This is a genomic window from Mesorhizobium sp. STM 4661 (assembly GCF_000359125.1).
Classification (GTDB): domain Bacteria; phylum Pseudomonadota; class Alphaproteobacteria; order Rhizobiales; family Rhizobiaceae; genus Mesorhizobium.
Genome location: NZ_CAAF010000047.1, coordinates 71,396 through 92,920, shown reverse-complemented (window position 1 = coordinate 92,920; position 21,525 = coordinate 71,396). Strand labels below are relative to the sequence as shown.

The window sequence follows — 21,525 nt, the reverse complement described above, 5'->3', positions numbered from 1 at the left end:
GCCACCGTGGTTCTTAGTCTATAGGTATGCAAACGGGGTCTTGAGTCCCTATCTCTCAAGAATGCTGACACAGACACTCCTTCGACAGCTATTGGATTATGACCCTCTCACTGGCGAGCTTCGCTGGCGAGAGCGGCCGAGAGAGATGTTCTCGCGTGAGCAGGACTGGAAGACATGGAACACCAAGTTTGCTGGGAAGGAAGCCTTTACTGCCACCAACGGTCATGGATATCGACGCGGTAGTATCTTCGACGTGGATTACCTGACTCACCGAGTTATCTGGATTTGGATGACGGGAGACGAACCAGTTGAGATCGACCATGAGAACCATAGTCGATCAGACAATCGCTGGGACAATCTCAAGGATGGTACTCACACCGATAACGCAAGAAATATGTCTCTTCCAGTTACCAACACCTCTGGATACATAGGCGTCACCTTCGAGAAACATAGAAATTCATTCAGGGCCATGATTAGGCATGAAGGCCGCAAGACGCACATAGGCCGCTTTCTTACCGCCGAACAGGCCTCTGCCGCCTATCAGGCCAAAGCTTTGGAGCTAGGGTTCCATACGAACCATGGCCGGACAGCGTGAAAAACAACCAGTACCTAAAGGATTTCAGATCACAGGTTCGCACGAGATTCGCTGAAGACACCGACGCTATGTCGATGTCGAACTGGATTGAGAAGAACACCAAGCTCCGCAAGAAGCCCTTCTCGTTCAACGGATACGAGTTCCAAAGGCAAATTGTCGATGACATGTCGCCTAACATGTGTGTCATCAAATGCTCTCAGATCGGTCTGACCGAAGTCCAGCTTCGCAAGTTCGCCGCCTTCCTAGCCCGCACCGTTGCTGTCAGCGCGATCTTCACCCTGCCTGACGACATCATGATGAAACGTACGTCTCAAACGCGTTTCGGACCAATGATAAGTCAGGAACGTGTCTTCAATCTCGGCTACGACAAGCCTATCCGATCTATGGGCTTGTATCAAATAAATCAATCATTTGGCTACTTCACGGGCAACAAGGAGTCAGACGCTACCTCAATCAATAGTGATGCCCTCTTCCATGACGAAGTGGATCTATCTGACCAGGAAATGCTCGCCTTGTTCCAGTCCCGCCTCCAGGGCTCGGACTATCGGATCACCCAAGGGTTCTCGACTCCGACCTTCGAGGGCTTCGGCATCGACGCCTCATTCAAGGCCAGCGATCAGCATGAATACATGCTCCGTTGCAATAAATGTCGACACCATAATATCCCGGAATTCAACCCCAATTTTGTATCCATTAAAGGCTTGAGTGGTGATCTCAATGATCTATCTGAAATCGACACTGAAATGGTTTCGAGACTGGATCTCGGAAGCTCGTTTCTACGTTGTGAACGCTGTGGTCACCCTCTTGATGTACATGATAGTTCTTTACGTTCTTGGATACCCAGGTTCGCTGGTCGCCGGGGCCGTGGCTATCGCGTTCATCCTTTTTCTACTCCTCGCCTGACCATCGAGTATGTGGTCGATCAGCTCCTTCTTTATAAATCGAAGGACGCTCTGCGTCGCTGGTACAACACGGTCCTAGGCCAATCCTTCAACGACTCCAATGCCCGGCTGAGCGAGACCGACATTCGGGCTGTCATGGGCAGCTCCAGCGCGATCACCCACTCTGCGCCGGTGATCATTGGCATCGACATGGGCATCATCTGCCATATCGTGCTGATCCATCTCGGCCAGAAAGAGCCGGTGATTTTCGATTTCCGCCAGGTCTCGGCTGACAACCTCCTCGATGAGGTCAGGCAGATCAAGGAGACCTTCAATCTGGTTGGCGGCTGCATGGATCGCCACCCCTACACCCCACTCGCTAACAGCATCATGGAGGAGACTGATGGACTGGTGATCCCGGTCGAGTATGCCAGCTCGCCCACGTCGGCCGCCGTGCAGCTGGTCAAGGACGAACTGGACAACATCAGCCACGTCCGCGCCAACCGGACGACGATGATCGACACCGTCGCGACGATGATCCGGAAGCGCCGTATGAGCATGGTGGGCTACGGGAAGCACGAGCATCTCCTCGTCGCACACCTGCAAGACATGGTCCGCATCGAGAAGGAAGACACGTCGGCCATTTGGCAGAAGCTAACGGGCAATGACCACTTCTTTCACGCCATCGCCTACGGCATCTACGCTACTCGCGTGAATGATGCCCTGCTCTACAGGTCCGACGCCGACCCCAGGTCGATGTTCACCACCCAAGACCTCATCGTTACGATGAAGAATGGACCTGAGATGGGTGTGAAATCCCGGCGCAAAGAAGCCATATCACTGGGAACCATCAGTTAGGACAGAACTTTGGCCTCACTAGGGCAACTGCTCCAAATCATTTCACCAAAGAAGTCGTCCAAAAAGGGTGGTATCTCCGCTACTGCCACATTCAACCCGCAGGCTGCTGATCGCGTCCTGACCGCTCCTCTCTATCAGGAGCATTTGACGGACATCTTTACGTCGCGTCAGTCGGACGACAGCCGCACTCTGTTGAAAGGTCTGTTCAAGACCGACCCGGACGTGTCCGCTGCCGTCTTCTCCTACCTTACCATGGCAAACACCGAACCGCTGATCCTGGTCCGTGATATGGACGGGCAGATAGACCGGGACCAGACTAAACTGCTCGTGCAGCAGATCAAGTTTCTGACGGTTCCGACCGACTATACCCTCGGCTTCCAGCTGAAGAAGGACCTCAAAACGATTGCCGAGGAGTTCCGCTTCATGGCGCTGCTTCGCGGTGCCATCGGCACCGAGCTGGTCCTCAACGACAAACTAGCGCCGAGCGAACTGCGTGTCGTCGATATGCAGAGCATCGAGTGGTACGAGAAGAAGCCAGGTCTGTTCAAACCCCGCCAAAAGGTTCAGGGCGTCCAGGACGGCATCGACCTTGACATCCCGACTTTCTTCGTCTCGTTCTTCCGCCGCGACCCGACCGAGATCTACTCCTATTCGACGTTCGTGTCGTCGATCAACACGATCGCCGCCCGGCAGCAGGTGATCAACGACCTCTACCGGATCATGCAGAAGACCGGCTACCCCCGCCTCGACATCACGGTGGTCGAGGAAGTTCTGCTCAAGAACATGCCGGCGAACATCAAGAACGACCAGGAGAAGCAGAAGGCTTGGATGCAGGCCCGCTTCAATGAGGTCAGTTCCCTGTTTTCGAGCGTTCGCGCCGATCAGGCCGTGATCCACTGGGACTCGATTGAACCCAAGATCATCAACGAGAAAAACCCCGGCGTCGGCATCGACATCACGTCGGTCATCGAAACTCTGAATGCCCAGAACCAGGCCGGCCTCAAGACCATGGCGACGGTCATCGGCCGTGGCGCCTCGGGCGTCAATACATCGTCGGTCGAGGCCCGCATCGCGGCCATGAACGCCGACGAGCTGAACGAGCCGGTGGCCGAGCTGCTCACCAACATCTGTTCCTTCATCCTCCATCAGAGTGGTTACCAAGGCTTTGCCGAAGTGACCTTCGTCAAGGCCGAGCTGCGACCCGACCTGGAGTTGGAGCCTCAGTTGACGCTTCGTGCCTCACGGCTGCGCCAGGACCTGTCCGATGGCCTGATCACCGACGATGAGTACCATCTGCTCATGTACCGGCGCCTGCGCCCTGACGCCTCCCCTGAGCTTTCTGGGACCAAGTTCGCTGGCGACCAAGGTGCCATCGATGCGTCGAAAGCAACACCAAACAGCGACCCGCTCGGCCGATCTCTCACCTCAGAGGGCGCGAAGGCCGCGAAGTCGAACGGGGTTAAGAAATGAGCCAGCAACTCTTCAAGCAGGTAGAGCCGATCCGCCCTGGGTATCTGACCTACATTCGACTGCAATACACACCTGAGTTTTGGGACGCAATTGAGTTGGGCACCGGCCGTTTGGTTGCCCAGTTCAGAACAGCTGTGGCTTCTCCAATCGTGCTCTTCGAAGCCGATTCTGCCGAGGCAACCATCAGTCGCGAGGACGGCAACGTCCTGTTGATTGCCATTCCCGCCGCTGCCTCGGTCGCTTGGACCGACGCGGTCATGTTCGACATCATCAATATCGTCGGATCAGTGAAGACCCCGATCCCAGGCATCTGGCGTTGGCCAGTATCAGCAAGAGTAACTCGCGATGTCGTTTGACAATACCGCCATTCTATACACCGAAGGTGTCGCAGCAGTCATCGGCTATGAAGCTGATCCTGTCGTTTCGGTTGCTCTATCCAACATAACGATCATCAACACCGCTGATGGAGCATCAGCCGAAGCCTCTAGAATTGCGGCCGAAGCAGCTGCCGTCCAGTCCGAAACCAACGCTGCTCAGACGACCACTGACAGAGGCGTGGTTGAAGTCGTCGCTGCCGAATTTGGTGATCTTGGCTCGGCAATGACTGCCATCACCGCTGCGGTTTCCACCACTGCTGGGAATGCTGCCACCACTATCTCCAACGCTGCTTCGACGGCTGCCGATGTTGTGTCGACGCACGCCGATGCGGCGAGCGCCGCCCTGGCCAAAATCGCGGCCGGTTTCTTCCCACTCTCCGCTGCCGCTAACGTACCACGTGGCATTAGCAATCTGGTTGGGGCGATCACGGCGGGCTCTGGCGGCACCACCGGGAATGACTTCGCCCTTACTTGGAGTGGAGGCAACTTCTCCGTCAACCCAACTGGCGTCTTCGACGTTGCTGGCGGCATTGTTACTGCGGTTAGGATCACCGGCCCAGGTGAGTATATTGGAGCAGCGCCTTCTGCTCCTACCCCCGGATTTGGCGCATCAGCCGGTCTTACTGGCGCAGCGGTGGCTCTCACTGTCACTTTCCTTGCCGGCAGCGGCCAGAGCTATTGGGCGCTGTCGTCGGACGGCTTCTACAACCAACTCTACAAGAACAACGCTGGCACGTCGTTAATCGTCGCCGGTGTGACTACACCCACGAAAGCCAGCATTGACCTGAACATCGGCAATATGGGAGTGGCAACCCTAGGCCAAGTCCCGGCTCCGACCACGGGCGCGATCACCGTAGGCACCAACTGGTACGTCATCCCAGTCGCCATCGATGTCAACAAGGTGGTGGACATTCTTCACGTCTCGGGCAACGCCGGCCCGGTTTGGCTTTACGCGGGCACCAAGTCTGGCTCAAACTTTACTATCCTAAGGTCAAAGCGCCTCAAGATGGCAGCTGGCGTGAACGCCCTTACCGGCGTGGACTTCAGTGTGTTCGCCGGCGAATACCTTATGGTCTATGCGCCCCTCGGTCTCTACAAGACGACGGGCCTTGGTGCTGGGGTTGACTATTGGACTGCTACTACCACGGCGGTCATTCCGAATTCGGCCTTTGCCTTGACCGTCACCACCGGTAGTCGTTTCGACGTGGGTGTAACTTTCAAATCGTTGCCTCTCAACGAAACCACTATCGATCATGAAGCAGCCCTCACCAGGCAGAGAACTCTTGGTATGCTTGCCGCTGACGTGGTGGCATCCACTGGATGGTCAGCCGCTGTTTTCATGTGCCCTATGGCGGCGTCCCAGGTGGATGGCTTCCTGACCTCCATGAGCGTTTACGGCACGAGCGCCGGCGACATCATGGTACGCATTATGACGAGGAACTCCGACGGGACATTTACCGTCACAGGGGCCATCGATTTTAGCGTGGCAGCGGGCAAGGTTACCGTTACCCCAAATCTTCCAATCGCAAAGGGGCAATTCGTTTGCTGGAGGCATACGGGCACCTCACACTATGATGGTTCCAACACGGGGGAGACGGTCTCCTATTTCAACACCGAACCCACTGTTAACAGCACTCGAAGTGCTGCGTTTCTCGCCAACCTACAATTTTCGGCGACTGTAGAGCCCACAATCCGGGGCGTTGGAACCACCCTCACCGCTCGTATGGTCACTGCCGAAGCCATCGGCAATACCAGTGTGCTTGGAATGGCAGCGGCGAGTGTCGCAGCATCCACCGCATGGTCGGGTCTTGTCTGGATTTTGCCTAAGGAGCGCAGCCCTGCTGATGGCTTCCTCACGTCGCTTACACTGTATGGAACCAGCAGTGGCCTGTTGACGGTCCTGATAGCCACCAAGAACACGGATGGCACCTTCACGATCACCGCGCAGGCGGAAATCAACGTAGCGGCCGGCAAGGTGACCGTGGCGCCAGATCTCCCAATTGCTAAAGGTCAATACGTCTGTTGGCAGCATACGGGCGTTCAACACTACGACGGCGCCGGCACTGGTATCGTGACTGTTGGATATTTCAACGCCAAGCCTACCACCAACACTGCGCAATCTGCACAACTTATTGCCAACCTCCAGTGGTCTGCAACTATCGAAGGCACATACAATGGCCTCCGAGCGGTGAGCGACCGCCGGCTTAATGTCCTGGAAATTGGTCCAAGCTCTACTTCTGTCCTTGGTAAGGCAGCAGCCAGCGTTGCAGCTGCATCGCCTTTCAGCAATCTCTACTTCATCTCACCGCAGGTTGCTGTCCCTTATAATGGCTTCTTGTCGTCTCTGACGGTCTATGGCACGACCGCCGGCACGGTGACTCTCGCCATTCTCACTAAAAACCTGGATGGCACTTTCACCACCACAGCTACGGGAGCGTTCTCTGTAGGTGCTGGCAAAGCGACCATCGTGCCTAATCTGCCTGTCATCAAAGGGCAGTACTTGTGTTGGAAACATTCTGGGAGCAATCACTATACTGCCGCAACCGGCATTCCACTTTTCTACTTTGCGACGCAGCCAAGCGTTAATACCCCAATTTTCTCGCAGCTGCTTGGAGCACTTGAGTATTCTGCAACCATAGATGGGGTATTCAAGGGCGTTAGCACCATTCTCAGCGGACTGACCAGCAATGCAAATGTTGACTGGGTAGGGCTTGATGGCGACTGCATCGGCACCTCGCTCACGGCAGGCGACGACTGGATAACACTCGTTAAGAACGGCCTGGGCCTGGCTACGCTGGTTGACCACGGCGTTGGTGGCGGCAAGATGGCCAAATGGGATCACCCCACGGGCGGTTTGAATTACGGGGGCGAAATCCTTGCCGCCGTTGCCAACATCAATCCACTGTCAAAAATAGTGTTCGCTGAATTCGGGGTGAACGATTGGTGGAACGGTGCCCCACTTGGCGTTCCGAGCGACAGGCTCAACACGGCAGCTGGCACGTATTATGGGGGCATGAGAGAACTCTACGCGGCGATTCATGCCCGAGCCCCGGGCGCGATGATTGTCGTTATGGCGGACTGGAACACGTCTTCTAATGTTCCGCCCTACACTCAAGAAAGCGAAGACCAGAACACTGTTGGCCGATACCCTTGGGAATACCAGGAAGCCATGCGAATTTCGGCGATGATGAACGGGCTGCTTTTCGTTCCACTGTACATGCTTCGTGGTTTCTGGACGCCAACCGAGTATCAAGATCACGTTCATCCACCGGTTGGAAATCCGCAGCTTAGAACTGCAAAATTCATCCTCAACACGATGCGAGGCATATCACCGCTTTCGTAGGGTGACTTGTAGTCACTACGAACCGTTTCGACTCCTCTGAAATTTGCATCCAACACTAGGGCTGCACATCTTCAGAGGAGAATGAAACAGGTCGCCAAGACACCGGACATCATCTCCCGTCTCCGCGCTGCGGTTGGTGCTGATGTCAGTCTCGACAACCTGGCTGTCTACGAAGCGATTGCCCTAAACACGCTCCCACTTCGCAAGAAGCATCCCCTCTACAACAAGTCGGTCGTCGACCGTGGTGTGTTGATGGAAATGGCCGCGTCTCTTTCGCAAGAGACGATCCCTCTCCAATCCATCCATGATTCGAGCGTCTTGCCAAAAGGCCGCGTCTTCCACGGACAAGTGGTCGACACCGGAGTGAATTCTGAGCTTCGCGTTCTGTTCTTTATGGACGAGACCGAAGCCGAGACGATCAAGAAGATAGATGCCGGGACCGTCGATCAGGTCTCAGTCTCCATCCTCTCGAAGCACATCTATAACAGCGTGTCTGGTTTCGATTATCTCGGTCCAGACGCAACATTCGAGCACATCTTCACCGGCACCGACCCCGATGGCAACACCCTCGGCGAGAATGGAGTCTACGGGAAGCTGGTAGGCCTCGATGTCTGGTTTGAAATGTCACTCGTAGGAAAGGGTGGAGCGCAAAACGCCCGCATCGTTCCTCGTGACCAAGCACACTTTGGGTCCTCGTATCAGAAACTCGCCGCCAGCGGTTTGGACCCGAACATCTTCATCTTGGCGGCATCTACGAGGAATGACCAAATGGATCTTACTGCTCTCGTCGCCAGCCTGACCGATGTGAAGGTCGAGCTTGCACAGAAGGTCTCTGCCTTCGCTGCTCTCGAACTTACCATTGCCGGCAAGGATACGGAGATCGCCGCTCTCAAGGTGCAGCTCTCTGACGCCGCGAAGCCCGATGTGACTATCGCCACCGAACTGGCCACTGCCAAGACGGACCTGGAAGCCAAGACGACCGAGGCCGCTGCTGCGCTCACTGCACTGAAGGGTGTCGTGACGAAGGTCCTGACCGCCGCCGGCAAGCTCAACGTGACGGTTCCGGAGACGGTCCCTGAGATGGAAGCTCTCCTCGCGGAGACGACTACGTCAATGGCAGCTTTGCTGACCGCTGGCGCCAAAGCCAAAGACGCCGTCGATGATGTCGATACCAAGGCGGCTCCTGCCAACCTCGGCGCCTTCCGCGTCCGCAAGTAATCCACGGAGATTTTGAACAATGGCCGGCACTCCTTTCCACACTAACGTCAGTCTCGCAGGTTTTCACTTCGAAGACTTCAGCCTGACCTTCAAGCTTACGGCCGGCATTGTTGCCGCTGACGTAGGCAAGGCTGTTGCGATTAGCGCTGCGGCTGCAAACACGGTCAAGCTCGCTGGTGATGGCGACTACATCGTCGGTCGCCTCGCGACCGTAGAAGACCGCACCATCGAAGGCACCCTTGTCGGCGCAGTCGAGCTGAAGTTCGCCAACACTCTGCCGATCAAAGTCGGCCAGGTGGTCGTGGTCGGCGGCTCTGTGGTTGGCGCCGGTGCCGGCGAAGTCAAGCCGGCTGGTGTCACTGACCTTAATGCAAACATGGTCGTTGAAGTCGTTGGCCTCGTCGCCACCGTCGTCAAGCTCTAATCAAATCCACGGAGAACGAAACCAATGTCGACTCTTTCACTCACCCAGGTTCGCCGCCGTGGTGTCCATGAACTCTCGGCCCTGCGTAGTGAAGACTCGCAGGAGTCGATCCGTGCCGCTCTGAAGCTCACCAACGAAGCTCGTAGCTTCGGCCTGGACATGCGCGACTATCTTGACCTGGCCATCGACGTTCCGGCGTCTGATACGCCAGAGCGCTACCGCGACAGCGATGGCTACCTGACCGGCTACGAAGCCGCTCTGGCCCTGCTTGGCCTGCCGGTCGCCAATGACTTCTCTCGTGGCATCGTTCTCGAAGCCGCGTCCGACACCTTCCAGACGTACGCCGGCACCCGCGCCCTCTTCCCACAGGTCATCGACGACCTGGTGCGTTACAAGTACCGTCAGGACCAGCTGGAAAATACCACCGCTCTCGTGTCGCAGTCCCGCACGATCAACGGCATCGAGATGGTTTCGACCGTCGTCGATGACGTGGAGACCGACTACCAGGTGGTCCGCGCAGTTGCCGAGCTTGGCCGTATCCCGGTCAAGACGATCCGCACCGGCGAAACGGCTGTCAAGATCTACAAGCATGGTGGTGGTTATCGTATCTCCTACGAGTTCCAGCGCCGGGCTCGTCTAGACATGCTCACGCCTTTCCAGAACCGTATGGCTCGCGAGACCGAGCGCTCGAAGGTCTGGACCGCCACTGGCGTCCTGATCAACGGCGACGGCGTCAACCCTGCCGCGACCACGGTTGCTCAGGCGACCCTGGCCACAGGTACGGCTGCTGGTGTCATCAGCTGGAAGGCTTTGATGGCTTGGCTGATCAATCGTGCAAAGGCCGGCGTGCCGGTCGACACCGTGGTTGGAAACTGGGACGCTTACGTGGCCTGGCTGATGCTGTTCGCAATCCCAACCTCGGCCAACAACCGTACGGACGCGAACAACCTGGCAGCCACCGGCTTCCAGATTGGTGGCATCCCGATCCTGCAAGGCAAGGTGGACTTCGCCCTGTCGAGCGCAATGCCCGCCAACCAGCTGATGGGCTTCTCGAAGGGTGACACCTTGGAAGAGCTGGTCGAAGCCGGTTCGAGCATCGACGAGTCGGAGCGCGCTATCCAGAACCAGTCCATCACTTACGTGAAGACTGAGAACACTGGCTACAAGCTCTCCTTCGGTGACACTCGCCAGATTTTCACGTTCGCCGCGTAATCCAGCGCGTCGCAGAAATAGAGGTCCACCGTTCAGCTCCTGGGCGGTGGACTTTTCTTTAGAGGAACTCAAATGAAAATCTTGTGTGAAACCAATGGCTCATTTCAACTTATTGATTTTGGAAATGGCGGAGATATTGTCGCGGCTGAGCGGCCCTCGGTTGTACGCGGTTCTCCCTTTATCTCTGCTCGTGCCGCTATCGGTCAGCTCAAGGTCCTCGGAAATGTAGCCGACGAGGCGACCGACGAGGAATTCGCCGAATTCTTCAAGTCGGCCGAAGACTCCCAGCTAGCCGTGTCCTCGTTCCTCGATGCCTATTCCGACGAACCGACCACGAAGGTTGCGCCGAAGAGCAAGGGTCGAGGCAAGGCCAAGGTTGAGGCAGAGACTGAGGTCGAAGCCGAAGTTGAGACCGGCGAGTAAACATGTTCGATTACCTCGACGGCGCCAACGTCACACTGATGGTCACGCTCGTCGACGGGGGTGTCCCAGTCGTTCCAACCGTGGGGTCGTTGACCTACACGGTTCGCGATCAGGAAGGGGTGGCTATCCCTGCCCTCACGGATGTACCGGTAACCACAGGTCCTACGACCTTCAATATCTCCGTCGTGATCCCCGCCGTGAACAACGCTGTCGCGGTCGGTAGGCGCTTCGAGAAACGAACTGTCACATTCGACTTTCTGATGAACGGCGTCAGCAAGCAGCAGATCACCACCTACCGCTTGACGGCTTACCTCAACCACAGCGTCACCCCCGGCCAAATCCGGGGCTTCGTTGGTGTGCAGCAGCACGAGCTGCCAGACAGTGAAATCGATCTGATGATCGCGTTCATGAAGGTCGAGAAGGAAGTCGGTCTTGAGGAGCTGGGCATCGCACTGGCATCGGGAACGACGGTCGAGCTGGCAGCCAATGAAATGATCCGCATGCAGGCCGTCCTCGACGTTCTGCCCTCTCTGAAGCAGCGCATCGCACAGACTGAAACGAATGGACTGAAGGGCTTCTCGCGCCCGGTGATCCGTGACTTCTCGGATGTCGAACGCCAGGCCCAGGGACGCTATGCCGAAGCGCTGCAAGAGACCACGGGGCGGACTGGTGTTGATCTCCCTCTCGCCGCCCTGACCCAAGACACCGACCCGATCACGGGGTAATCGCATGACCATTGGCTTGGACAACGCCGGCCGCAGATTTGAAAGCATGATGACCACCGTTGGTGGTTTCCCATTCGTTGGCGACGTGCAGGCCATGGATGAAGGAAAGGTTCCCTCCTACGACTACAGTGATCCACGCCTCATCCTTCGCGTGCGACACCTGTGTCCGGTCAACACCGGCTCGATGATTATCGACCCCGCCGGCCGCCGCTTCCTCCTCGCAAACCACGATGCCCCGAGCGACTACAATCAGGTCCACTACCGAACCCACCGCCTATTCCACATGGCTACGTCTGTGCTGTGGGAGCGTGAGGTGCAGGAACTCGACACTCTGACGAAATTGCAGAAGGGCATCGGCAGGCAAGCCCTCGCCAATATCTGGGTCCTGATCGAGCGCGTCACCCGAGAACCACCTGGTGGTCAGATGGGCGTGAAGGAACAGGTCCGTCAGGTCATCACCAACGAGGACATTCAACTTGGCGACATCATCGACAAGATGGTGGTCAAGCGTCTCGACACGGTGCTCGGGGTCAATCTTGCGGAAATCCAGTAATGGCCGGCAAGAGCAAGATCCTCATCAAATTCCGGATCGGTAAGAACTCTGGTTCGAGAGACGCCAGTGGCACAGGCGCGGCCGAAGCCATCACCAATGCGGTGGCAGACGAGAGCGGCCGGCTTGCCAGAGAACGAACCCTCATCAACCTCAAAGGCCTGAACGGTCGCCTGCAACGGGTGATCGAGACGGAGTACGCGCAAGGCGTCAAGTACGCCGCAGAGAACATGATGGGACAGATGTCGGTCGCCACAGCACCGAAGGTCTTCTCTTTCGCGGATGCTGGGTTCAACGCCAGAAGCGTTGCGAACACCAAGCGGTTTCAAATGCAGACCCAGCCCTTTGCCCGAGGACAGATTACCTGGGCTCCTCTCCACAGGAGCACCATTCGCCGGAAGATCGAAGGCGGGCTTAGCATCGATCGCGCCAAGCGCTTCTATCGCAACACCGGACGGCTGCGCCAGGAGCTGCTCTCCAAAGCCCGCGAGATGGTGAAGCGCACAGGCGTGGTGAAGATCACCTTCAACGACAGCGGTCGGTTCGCCCCTGTCAAAAATCGGAACGCCATTATCCCAGTGGGAAGGCTTAGGATCACGTTGTTGCCTAGGACGCCACGATCTGCCCTGCCCGGCCTGCTCTCAGGCAATCTCGGCGACACGAACAACAACATGAGCTTCGAGAAATCTCTCGGAATGTCTGAGGACGCGATCACGAAATTGCGTGGCCCGATGAACGGCACCTACAACTTGGCCAACCGTCCTCTGCTCCAGCCAGTCTTCACATACTGGAGCCTATTCCGCATCCCCAACAAGATCGCAGCAGCGCTCGACGCCAGCATCACCACGGCCGTGAGAGGTGATGGTGGCTACACAGAATTCGGCGCGGGAGGCAAGTGATGATAGTTCAAGACGTTTGGGCTTCGGTTGTTAAGGTTTGCCAGGACATCCTGGACGACCTCCGACCACTCTATCCCGACACAGAATTCGCATTCTTCGATTGGGAGACCCACGCCAATGTGGCCGAGCTGCCAAACTGCGATCTGATCGGCCCGACCGCAATGGCAGTTACTGAACTTTGGCCTGGGATGTACGAGGCGACGTTTGCCATCGCCGCGTCCACCTACGCTGATGATACGAACCTGTTCCGTCAACGCAAGATCATGGCAATGATTTTCGAGCGTATGCGTCCCACGAAACAGATGAAGATTTATGACGCCAACTCAGCGTTGGAAAAAGGCTACCTGATCTTCAGCGACGGTACCACGTCGGTGCCCATGACCCGTTCCGAGGCTCGCCCCTGGGCTTATGTCCAGGCTCAGGCAGTTCTTGGGGTCGAGGAGTAACTCCTAGGTGCTCTCTGCCACAGGGTGAGGAATAGAACTCACACCACCCTGCGCGACCATCAACGTCCGCAGGATTGACAGATTGCCATCGATCTCTGCCGCGAGAGCCGTCTCCAACAGGAAGACAATCTCTTTGTTCATGCTACGGCGATTGTAGTTCGACCGGCTTTGCAGCAGCGAATAAAGCTCCGGGTCCAACGTAGTGGTAAATCGAATCATTTTTCATCATTTCGGTTCGAGGTCTCTTAGGCAATATAGTCACTGCCACCTATCTTACAAGGAGCAAGATACACCAGAGGACTCACCATGGCCGGCACTGCAAGAACTGACCGTTTTCTACTCTCGACGGCGACCGTCATGGTTGGCGCCCTGGCTGATCTCCACAGCTTCCAGCCCAATACTCACTCCATCGGCTTGGTGAAGAACTTCACCCTCACGTCCGATCCGGGTTACGTCGAACTGACGCAGGGTATCAAGAACACTGTCGTGATGTCGATCCGCAATCAGGACGGTATCAAGGCAGCTTGTGAGGTCTATGAGTACACCGTCCGAAACCTGGCCTACGCGGCCGGCCTCGACGCTTCGGGCGTCTCTTTCGATCCGATGCCTGCCATGTGGATTTCGAGTGGCGCAGCAGCCCCTGCGGCTGTTGTGATTACCGTGGCCTCGGACATCACGTCCAACCTTGCAGCCGGTGACTACATCTTCCTTCAGGATGGCATCGACGACTCTGTCCACATCGCCAAGGTCTTGACGGCAGTGTTTGCCACTGCCACGACCACGATCACCTTCGCTACGGGCTACGGCGTCCCAGCAGGCAAGACGTTCCCGATCGGCACCCGCATCGGCAAGATCAAACGTATCGATCTCGGCGGTGTCCAGGTCCAGGCGGAAATGGCAGTCAAGGTCGTTGGCATCCTGCCGAAGGACAACTCTCCTTTCACGATCCTGCTCCCACGGGTCAAGATCACGAAGGGCCTGAGCGTCGGCTTCCAGACGGACAACTTCGGCAATCTGCCGTTCGAGTTCACGCCTTACGCCGGCGTTCCGACCGATCCGATGTATCCGTTCTATGGTGAAGCAGCGGCTGTTCTCTTCCCGCGCTAACCCTTCAACACTCCTTGTACCGAAGCACGTCACTCACCACATGAGTGACGTGCTTTTTCTTTGTTCAAACGCGGGAAACATCGTGGCAAAAGATCCAAACATCACTATCAAGCAAGACGACGTGGAACGTGAATTGTTCATGTCCTTCGGCCTTCTGAATGAACTCTCGATTCTGATCGGAGACCCTGGTCAGATCGCAGCAGTCCCGGTCAATCCGGAAATGCGGAGATCGATCCTTCTGGCCTGCCTGGCCCAGCGCAAGAAGAGCGGCAAGGTTGAGAAACCAGTGGCCGACTTCGACGATCTCGACATCTCCATCAGTGACGTTGAAGCGATCCTGGCGTGGACCATGGATCACCTCATGGATTTTTTCGTGCGGTCACTGAAAAAGGTCGTCCAGGTGACGGAGACGCACAAGACCGATCTGGCCAGCCTAGCATCCTCCTTGGCTGGATCACCGGCCTCAGCTTCGAAGACAGCATAATCTGGGCACTGGGCATCAAGCCTAGCTCTCTTCGAGAAACCCTCTGGTCTCATACACATTTCGATCTTCAGACCATCGTCAGTCTGAAGACCCAGTTTGTTTTGGCTCAGGGCTACCAAACGTTCGAGTCATTCCGTCTAGTCGCCCAAGAGGCCTTGGGTGGCGGTAGGTCTTCTACCGCTGCCATACCCGAGTCTGATGCGATCGGAAGTTTTGGAGAACTGGCTGCTGCCTTCTCTAACATAGGTGGCTCAATTGGTTGAGGTAGATTTTAACGAGTTCTTGCACTACGTCCCAGAGACCGGCAAATTGTTCTGGAGAGAGCGAGCACCGATTTGGTTCAAGCGTCGGCAAGACCATAAGACATGGAACAAACGCTTCTCCGGTAAGGAGGCGTTTATCACACCTTTGGAGGGATACCTCGCGGGAGCTTTGTTCGGGAAGACCTACTACGCTCACCGAGTGATCTGGAAGATGGTTCACGGCTACTGGCCCAACAAGGTTGATCATGACAATAGGACGAGGACCGACAATCGTCTTGATAACCTGGTGGACTCAAACAGCATTGGAAACAACCAAAACTTGCCGATGAGAAAAGATAACACAACGGGCTACACCGGCGTGTCTCAGCATCAGGGAAAATTTATGGCGATCATCGCCACAAGATACATCGGCATGTTTAACACCGCGCTTGATGCTCACCACGCTTATGAAGCGGAGAAAACCAGACTAGGATTCCATGCGAAGCATGGTCTGGCCGCTTAGAGTGAACCGTTCCGGTTCACCCAAAACATAACGACATCCCCTTTCAACACTATCTATCAGAGGCACCCAAGACCGGAGCCCTGAGTGTCTAATGACGGCAGCATAAATGTAGATTATGGTCTCGATGCAAGCCGCGCTTCCGCTGAACTAAAAAAGCTCCAAGCCGACCTTCAGGGCATAACTGCCAACCTTCTCCAAGCGCAAAAAGTCATCGAGACCCGCACCGACCAGATGGTCGGGAAGCTCAGCTCCGCGATGGCGAAGATCAACGCCGGGTCCGCCAACTACACTCGGAACATCCAGCGCCAGGAAGCCGCTCTCGGTCAGAACTTCGGCCTTGCCGGCAAGGGTGGTCTCTCCTCGCAGGCCAACGAAGCGGCCTTCCGCTCCATCATCGCCGATGCCCGGTCAACCACCAAAGCAATTACCGCACGTCTGACGGACGAACTGGTCAAGGGTTTCCAACAGAACCTTCGCACCATGGATGCGGCCGTCCAGGCTCGCTTGCGAAACGCAACCTACAGCACCAACAAGATGGTGCAGAACTCTTCCCCTAATCTGCTGAGCGCCAAGACGATACTGGATCAGCGTCGGAACGAGAGCATTCTCTTCGAAGCTGCAAACGGCAAGGCCGCAGCAGCCAACCGCAACATCACCGAGCGAATGAACGCCAATGGTGGTGCCGATATCATCGGCATCCAGAGCCGCCTCCTGGTCGGCTACCAAGCGCTCTCGCTCGCGTTCAATGCTGCCAAGAGCCTAAGCACTTTCGTCGTGCAGCTCGACGCCGAGTTCTACAAGTTCCAGGCGATCACCGGCACGACCAACTCTGAGATGGCGGTTCTGAAGGATCGTCTCATTGAGGTCTCTGAAGCCAGCAAGTTCACGGCACTCGAAATTACCAAGGCTGCGACCATCCTCGGTCAGGCCGGTTTCTCGGCACGACAAGTCGCCGACTCGATTGGTGCGATCAGCCTGTTGGCGACCGCAGCCGGTACGGACCTGGCTTCAGCTGTCGACGTAACGTCGAGTGTCCTGTCGATCTTCAATCTGCAAACTGAGCAGACTGCCGACGTGGCGAATACGATGACCGCTGCGCTCAACCTGAGCAAGCTGACCATCGATAAGCTGGCCCTTGGCTTTCAGTATTCCGGCAACGTCGCCGCCCAGATGGGCGTGACCTTCCAGGAATTGACTGGCGTGCTCGGCGCGCTCGCCAACTCCGGTATCCGGTCGGGCTCGACACTTGGCACCGGCCTTCGTCAGCTGCTGATCGACATCCAAAACCCAAGCAAGGAATTCAAGAAAACCCTCGACGGCCTGAAGCTGTCCGAGGAAGACGTGAACATCGAGAGCAACGGCCTGGTCAATGTGCTGAACAAGCTGAAGACCGCCGGTTTCAGCAGTGCCGACGCTTTCGGCGCCTTCGAAGTTCGCGCTGCGGCGACCTACTCGGCCCTGTCCAACAATCTGGATCTTGCTTCGAAGCTTCAGGCCGAGTTCACGCTCAGCACCGCAGCTGTGGAAGCAAACGCGGTCCAGATGGAGTCGCTCGCCAACACGGCGGCGAAGTTCGGCTCGGTCGTTGGGACCATCGCCTACAAGGCCTTCGCCCCACTGCTTTCGGTGTTGCAGAACCTGCTGAACGCAGCTGCCGACTTCCTGGCCATCCTGAACCAATATCCGTCGATCCTGAACGTCATTGCCGTAGCGGCCACAGCTGCTGGTGTTGGTCTAGCTCTGATGACCACCTCAGCCGTATTCCGTGGCCTCTTGCAGCTCACCCCAATGCTTGGTGCTTTCCGCACGGGGGCAGCCGCAGCCGCAGTAGCGACGGAAGGCCTCGGCGCCGCAGCTGTTGGAGCGAGCCCACTCATCGCCGGCATGCTGGCAGCTGTTGCCGCCATCCCGGCGTGGGTCATAATCGCCGCTGGTGTAGCCGCCGTGGCTGTCGCCTACACGGCCTTCGGTTCAAGCGCCCTTACAGCCGCTGACCGTGTCGACATCTTGCGTGGCCAGGTCCAGGAACTGGAAGGCGACCTCGCCGCAACCAGCGGCCAGATCGACGCTGTCGACCAGACCATCACCAACCTTGTGCGTCAGAAGGCGGCTCTCGATGCCGACCCGCTCCAGCGCCGGGCCAAAATCCTCGAAATCAAGCAGGCGTTCAAGGAGTTGGCCGGCGAGATCGACACCAGCACGGCGTCTGTCCAGAACCTGATCGACGCCCTCGGCAGGCTTAAGAGCGAGGACTTCTCTCGCAACGCCAAGGTCTACGGTGCGCTCATCGAGGCCGAGAAGGCGTTGCTTGAAGAGAACCAGCGCAACCAGGATGTCGCCCTGAAGACTTCGGACACGTACGCCATTAGCGACAAGGCGGCGTCTGTCGCCGGCATCACCGGTGGTGCCACCGAGCGCAAGAACTTGCCTTACCTGGTCGAGAAAGCCCTTGGCCCAGAGTTCAAGGACATTGCGGCGTTCATCGCTGGGCTGAAGGGCGAGCCCAAGGACAGTTCCCAGGTCTCAGGCTATAGTGCTCAGATCGGGCTCACCAAGGCGCAGAACACCCGCGAGCTGAGCACCCTGCTGGCTCAGAAAGAGCTGGGCAACTCGACGCCAGAGCTGGAAGCGAAGATCGAGCAGCTCACCAAAACCGTCGATTTGCTCGACGCGTTGAACGCTGGCCTCACGCCGCTTCTCACGATGTCCACCCGGATCGACGCCTCCAAGGCTAAGCTCGACCGGCTTAACCAGGAGAACATGCTCAACGCGGTCAAGAACACTTCGGAGTTCACTGATCTTGGGCAGCGCGTCGTTTCGTTGTCGGCCGATCTCAATCGGGACACCAGCAGAGCGTTCAAGGAAACCCGTGGAAAGAGTTCCAAAGAAATCCTGGATGGGCTGAACAACCTGAGGGATGTCTATGCCGGCCGCATCGCCGATATCCAGCGCCAGGGCGCGACCTTCGTTAACGACATCATGAAGTCGAACCCCGACTTCGACCGGGCCAAGGTCGAGTCGATGGTGAAGCAGTATCTTACCGACGCCACGGCTTCGATCACCAACCGCATCTCGGCTCGCGCCACCTCCGAAAACAAGCTCTATCAGAAGATCCAAGAGGACGTTCTCAAGGAGCAGCAGTCGACCATCGACAAGGAGATTCAATCTCTCCTCAAGCTGACCGGCAAGAGCTACTCCAAGGAGGAGCTGAGTATCATCGAAGAGGCGGTGAAGGCGAAGTTCGATCGGAAGCGGAGGCTGACGGCCGAAATCTTCGATGCCAAGATCGCAGCCGCCGGCGACGATGACAACAGAGCCGAACTGGAACTTGGTCTTCGCGAAGACCAGAAGCAGATCAACCAGGCCGAGCAGGACTTCATCACCTCTATCAGCGATCAGGCGCAGGAGCTTGCGGTCAATCAGCTGAAGGCGATGAAGGATGCCGTGGATGCCGACGCCGGCGTCCTGGAGAAGAAGATCAAGCAGGTAATCGAGGCTATCCGCAAGTCCCGCCCAGGGCCTGCCATGGACGCTCTGATCACTCAGTTCAACACGATGGCCGCCGAGCTGGCCAAGCTCCAGGTCCAGTCCGGTTCTCTCGACATTCAGTCCCAGACGTTGAGCGAAGGCTCGCCGCTCGCGAAGAGCGTTGCCGATCGCGCTGCTGCCGACATGAAGCAGTTCATCGCCATGGGTTACTCGCAAGCGGCGGCGGCCGGCCTCGTCGGCAACTTCATCACCGAGAGTGGTCTGGACCCGAACGCGAAGGGTGACGTTAGCGACAAGACTGGTCGCCCGACTGCTTTCGGAAAGCCACAGTGGCGTTTCGACCGCTGGGATGCCGCACAGCAGTTCGCTGCCGACAAGGGCAAGAGCCCATTCGACAGCACGACCCAGAACCAGTTCGTCGACGAAGAGCTGCGGACCAAATTCCCTCAGGTCTACGCTGCCCTGATGTCGGCAAGGACGCCTGAGGAAGCTGCTCGCATCGTGATGACCGGCTACGAAAAGCCGAACGCCGACCCAGCCATCAACCACATCAACGACCGTATCGGCCAGGCCATCACCCTTGGCAAGGGCGACTACACCGCTGACAACCAGAACATCCAGGGGGCGATCACCGATCGCACCAAGGCTGAGCTGGATGCGACGACCAAGGCGATCAAGGCCTCGACGAGCACTTCGGTCAAGAGCGCCACTGAGCAAATCCAGACCCTGGTGGCACAGTCGAAGCTCGCCAGCGATCCCGAGACGGTCAAGAAGATTCTGGGCTCGGTCAATGATCAGTATCAGAAGATCATCGACGCCAAAATCAAGGCATTCGATCAGGAGAACGCAGCCGGCCTGAAGGATGGCGACGAGGAGCTGATCGCTCAACGCACCGAGATGCTCGAAGGGCTCCGTGCAGACCGCAACCAGAAGGTCGCCGCCCTCCTGGAGGAGTATTGGAACCAGCTGGACAAGAAGACCCAGGAGCCGGTCCTAGCAGCACAGAGAGCCCTTGACGCTGCTCAGCTGCCTGAGAATGCCAGCAAATTTACCCAAAATCAGATCGTTGGCCTTGAGACCAACGTCAAGCTTGCAGAGCGCAAGGCGCTCCTCGACCAGGTCAATGCGGCTGAGCAGCTACTGCTTCAAATCAAGAAGGAGCAGGCCGTCGCTGAGGCCACCTACGGCAAAGGCTCCCCTGAGGCAACGTATTGGCTAATGCAAGAAATAGCGGCCAAGCAGCGCGCTGTGGACCTGGGCAAGCAGAAGCTGGCGATTGACGCGGCGACTGCTCAACAGAGCCCAAGTGTCTCCGCCGCTATCAAAAGTAGCACTGACGCCTGGATGGTTCAGAACGGTGTCATGCAGCGTAACGCTCGTGGCATGTTGGAGATGGTCCCTCTTGCAACTCAGGTTGGGAATGCCTGGGGACCGATCCTCAACAACCTCACCAGTTCTTTCCAAACCTTGTTCATGGATCTCACCAGCGGCACGATGTCGGCGACGGAAGCCTTCAAGGCGTTCGGTCTAAGTGTTGTGCAGAGTTTGATGCAGGCAATAGCTAAGGCGCTTGCTCTCCAGGTCGTGATGAGTCTAATAAAAGGTGTCGGGGGCGGCGCTGGTGGTGATATCCTTGGGGGGCTACTCGGCGTCGTGGGTATGTCTCTCGGTGGTGGCGTGAAGGGTAGCGCTCTCGGAGAATTAATCCCCGGTAACCAACAGCGGGACAGCGTACTTCGAAAGTTGGCCCCAGGGGAGTTCGTGCTTCGGCAGTCAGCAGTATCCGCCATTGGGGAGGATAAGCTGAACACCCTCAACAACCTAGGAAATGCCACAAGATCAGAGAGTATGACGGCCCCTTCGAATGACAATGCCAAAGGACCTACCACGCTCAATGTGTGGATAGTTAGCCCTGATCAAGTGCCCCCACCTAGCCCAACCGATATTGTGGCCGTGGTTGCTGACAATATTCAGCGCAAGGGTGCTCTCAAGACGTTGATCCAACAGGCGGTCGCGGCCTAGTTGAAGTTCTCCGGCTGGGCCTCTGGACAACCCTGCCCCTGTGTTGGCTGAATCTCACTTACGGCACCATCCTTGTAGAAGACGGTCATCCCACCACGCACCAGCCCACCATAACTGTTGGTGGCGAAGTAATTGGCGCACATGACCCAGTGCTTTCGCCCATACGCATCCGGACCAATTATAAAAGGGGATGGTGACATTTCAAACTCCTTTACAGAGAAAGGGTTCTTCAGAGAT

18 protein-coding genes are annotated in these 21,525 nt (G+C 57.0%); 17 read left to right on the top strand and 1 reads right to left on the bottom strand.

The features are described from left to right. Window positions 1-145 precede the first annotated feature (145 nt). The 13 genes from MESS4_RS14610 (at window position 146) to MESS4_RS14550 (ending at window position 13,421) form a co-directional block, all read left to right on the top strand. Window positions 146-595 carry an HNH endonuclease signature motif containing protein gene (locus tag MESS4_RS14610; protein WP_006332013.1) on the top strand — a complete coding sequence of 150 codons (450 nt, stop codon included), beginning with the start codon at window positions 146-148 and terminating at the stop codon, window positions 593-595. After that, window positions 592-2,334: a phage terminase large subunit family protein gene (locus MESS4_RS14605; RefSeq protein WP_036241298.1), complete on the top strand. Its 1,743-nt coding sequence runs from the start codon at window positions 592-594 to the stop codon at window positions 2,332-2,334. Before MESS4_RS14610 ends, MESS4_RS14605 begins: the two co-directional genes overlap by 4 nt. 9 nt (window positions 2,335-2,343) lie before the next feature. After that, window positions 2,344-3,804 carry a hypothetical protein gene (locus MESS4_RS14600; protein WP_006332011.1) on the top strand — a complete coding sequence of 487 codons (1,461 nt, stop codon included), beginning with the start codon at window positions 2,344-2,346 and terminating at the stop codon, window positions 3,802-3,804. After that, on the top strand, window positions 3,801-4,160 hold the full coding sequence (locus tag MESS4_RS14595) for a hypothetical protein (RefSeq protein ID WP_006332010.1): 360 nt from the start codon (window positions 3,801-3,803) through the stop codon (window positions 4,158-4,160). The genes MESS4_RS14600 and MESS4_RS14595 overlap by 4 nt, the downstream gene beginning before the upstream one ends. Next, on the top strand, window positions 4,150-7,524 hold the full coding sequence (locus MESS4_RS14590; RefSeq protein ID WP_006332009.1) for an SGNH/GDSL hydrolase family protein: 3,375 nt from the start codon (window positions 4,150-4,152) through the stop codon (window positions 7,522-7,524). The genes MESS4_RS14595 and MESS4_RS14590 overlap by 11 nt, the downstream gene beginning before the upstream one ends. Window positions 7,525-7,605: 81 nt before the next feature. Further along, the gene (locus tag MESS4_RS14585) at window positions 7,606-8,742 is read left to right on the top strand and encodes a hypothetical protein (protein ID WP_006332008.1); all 1,137 of its coding nucleotides are present in this window, start codon (window positions 7,606-7,608) and stop codon (window positions 8,740-8,742) included. A 19-nt stretch (window positions 8,743-8,761) separates the two neighbouring features. Beyond that, window positions 8,762-9,166 (top strand): hypothetical protein, encoded by a 405-nt coding sequence (locus tag MESS4_RS14580; RefSeq protein WP_006332007.1) that lies wholly within the window; start codon window positions 8,762-8,764, stop codon window positions 9,164-9,166. A gap of 24 nt (window positions 9,167-9,190) precedes the next feature. Continuing rightward, window positions 9,191-10,378, top strand: coding sequence for a hypothetical protein (locus tag MESS4_RS14575; protein WP_006332006.1), 1,188 nt, complete (start codon window positions 9,191-9,193; stop codon window positions 10,376-10,378). A 72-nt stretch (window positions 10,379-10,450) separates the two neighbouring features. Beyond that, complete coding sequence (locus tag MESS4_RS14570) at window positions 10,451-10,801, top strand: hypothetical protein (RefSeq protein ID WP_006332005.1); 351 nt, start codon at window positions 10,451-10,453, stop codon at window positions 10,799-10,801. A gap of 2 nt (window positions 10,802-10,803) precedes the next feature. Beyond that, window positions 10,804-11,526 (top strand): hypothetical protein, encoded by a 723-nt coding sequence (locus MESS4_RS14565; RefSeq protein ID WP_006332004.1) that lies wholly within the window; start codon window positions 10,804-10,806, stop codon window positions 11,524-11,526. 4 nt (window positions 11,527-11,530) lie between these two features. Next, on the top strand, window positions 11,531-12,079 hold the full coding sequence (locus MESS4_RS14560; protein ID WP_006332003.1) for a hypothetical protein: 549 nt from the start codon (window positions 11,531-11,533) through the stop codon (window positions 12,077-12,079). Next, window positions 12,079-12,975, top strand: a complete 897-nt coding sequence (locus MESS4_RS14555; RefSeq protein WP_006332002.1) for a hypothetical protein — start codon at window positions 12,079-12,081, stop codon at window positions 12,973-12,975. The genes MESS4_RS14560 and MESS4_RS14555 overlap by 1 nt, the downstream gene beginning before the upstream one ends. Then, window positions 12,975-13,421 carry a hypothetical protein gene (locus tag MESS4_RS14550; protein WP_006332001.1) on the top strand — a complete coding sequence of 149 codons (447 nt, stop codon included), beginning with the start codon at window positions 12,975-12,977 and terminating at the stop codon, window positions 13,419-13,421. The genes MESS4_RS14555 and MESS4_RS14550 overlap by 1 nt, the downstream gene beginning before the upstream one ends. Window positions 13,422-13,424: 3 nt before the next feature. Here MESS4_RS14550 and MESS4_RS14545 read toward each other — a convergent pair whose 3' ends face one another. Further along, on the bottom strand, window positions 13,425-13,640 hold the full coding sequence (locus MESS4_RS14545; RefSeq protein WP_006332000.1) for a hypothetical protein: 216 nt from the start codon (window positions 13,638-13,640) through the stop codon (window positions 13,425-13,427). Window positions 13,641-13,727: 87 nt separating this feature from the next. On the opposite strand from MESS4_RS14545, the gene MESS4_RS14540 reads away from it, so the two are divergent. From MESS4_RS14540 to MESS4_RS14525, 4 genes are all read left to right on the top strand, one after another. Then, window positions 13,728-14,528 (top strand): hypothetical protein, encoded by an 801-nt coding sequence (locus MESS4_RS14540; RefSeq protein WP_006331997.1) that lies wholly within the window; start codon window positions 13,728-13,730, stop codon window positions 14,526-14,528. Between the two features lie 40 nt (window positions 14,529-14,568). After that, window positions 14,569-15,012, top strand: a complete 444-nt coding sequence (locus tag MESS4_RS14535; RefSeq protein WP_157385585.1) for a hypothetical protein — start codon at window positions 14,569-14,571, stop codon at window positions 15,010-15,012. A 255-nt stretch (window positions 15,013-15,267) separates the two neighbouring features. Further along, on the top strand, window positions 15,268-15,777 hold the full coding sequence (locus MESS4_RS14530; RefSeq protein WP_006331994.1) for an HNH endonuclease: 510 nt from the start codon (window positions 15,268-15,270) through the stop codon (window positions 15,775-15,777). A gap of 84 nt (window positions 15,778-15,861) precedes the next feature. Then, entirely contained in the window at window positions 15,862-21,288 is a 5,427-nt protein-coding gene (locus tag MESS4_RS14525) for a phage tail tape measure protein (RefSeq protein WP_006331993.1), read from the top strand. The last annotated feature ends 237 nt before the right edge of the window (window positions 21,289-21,525 follow it).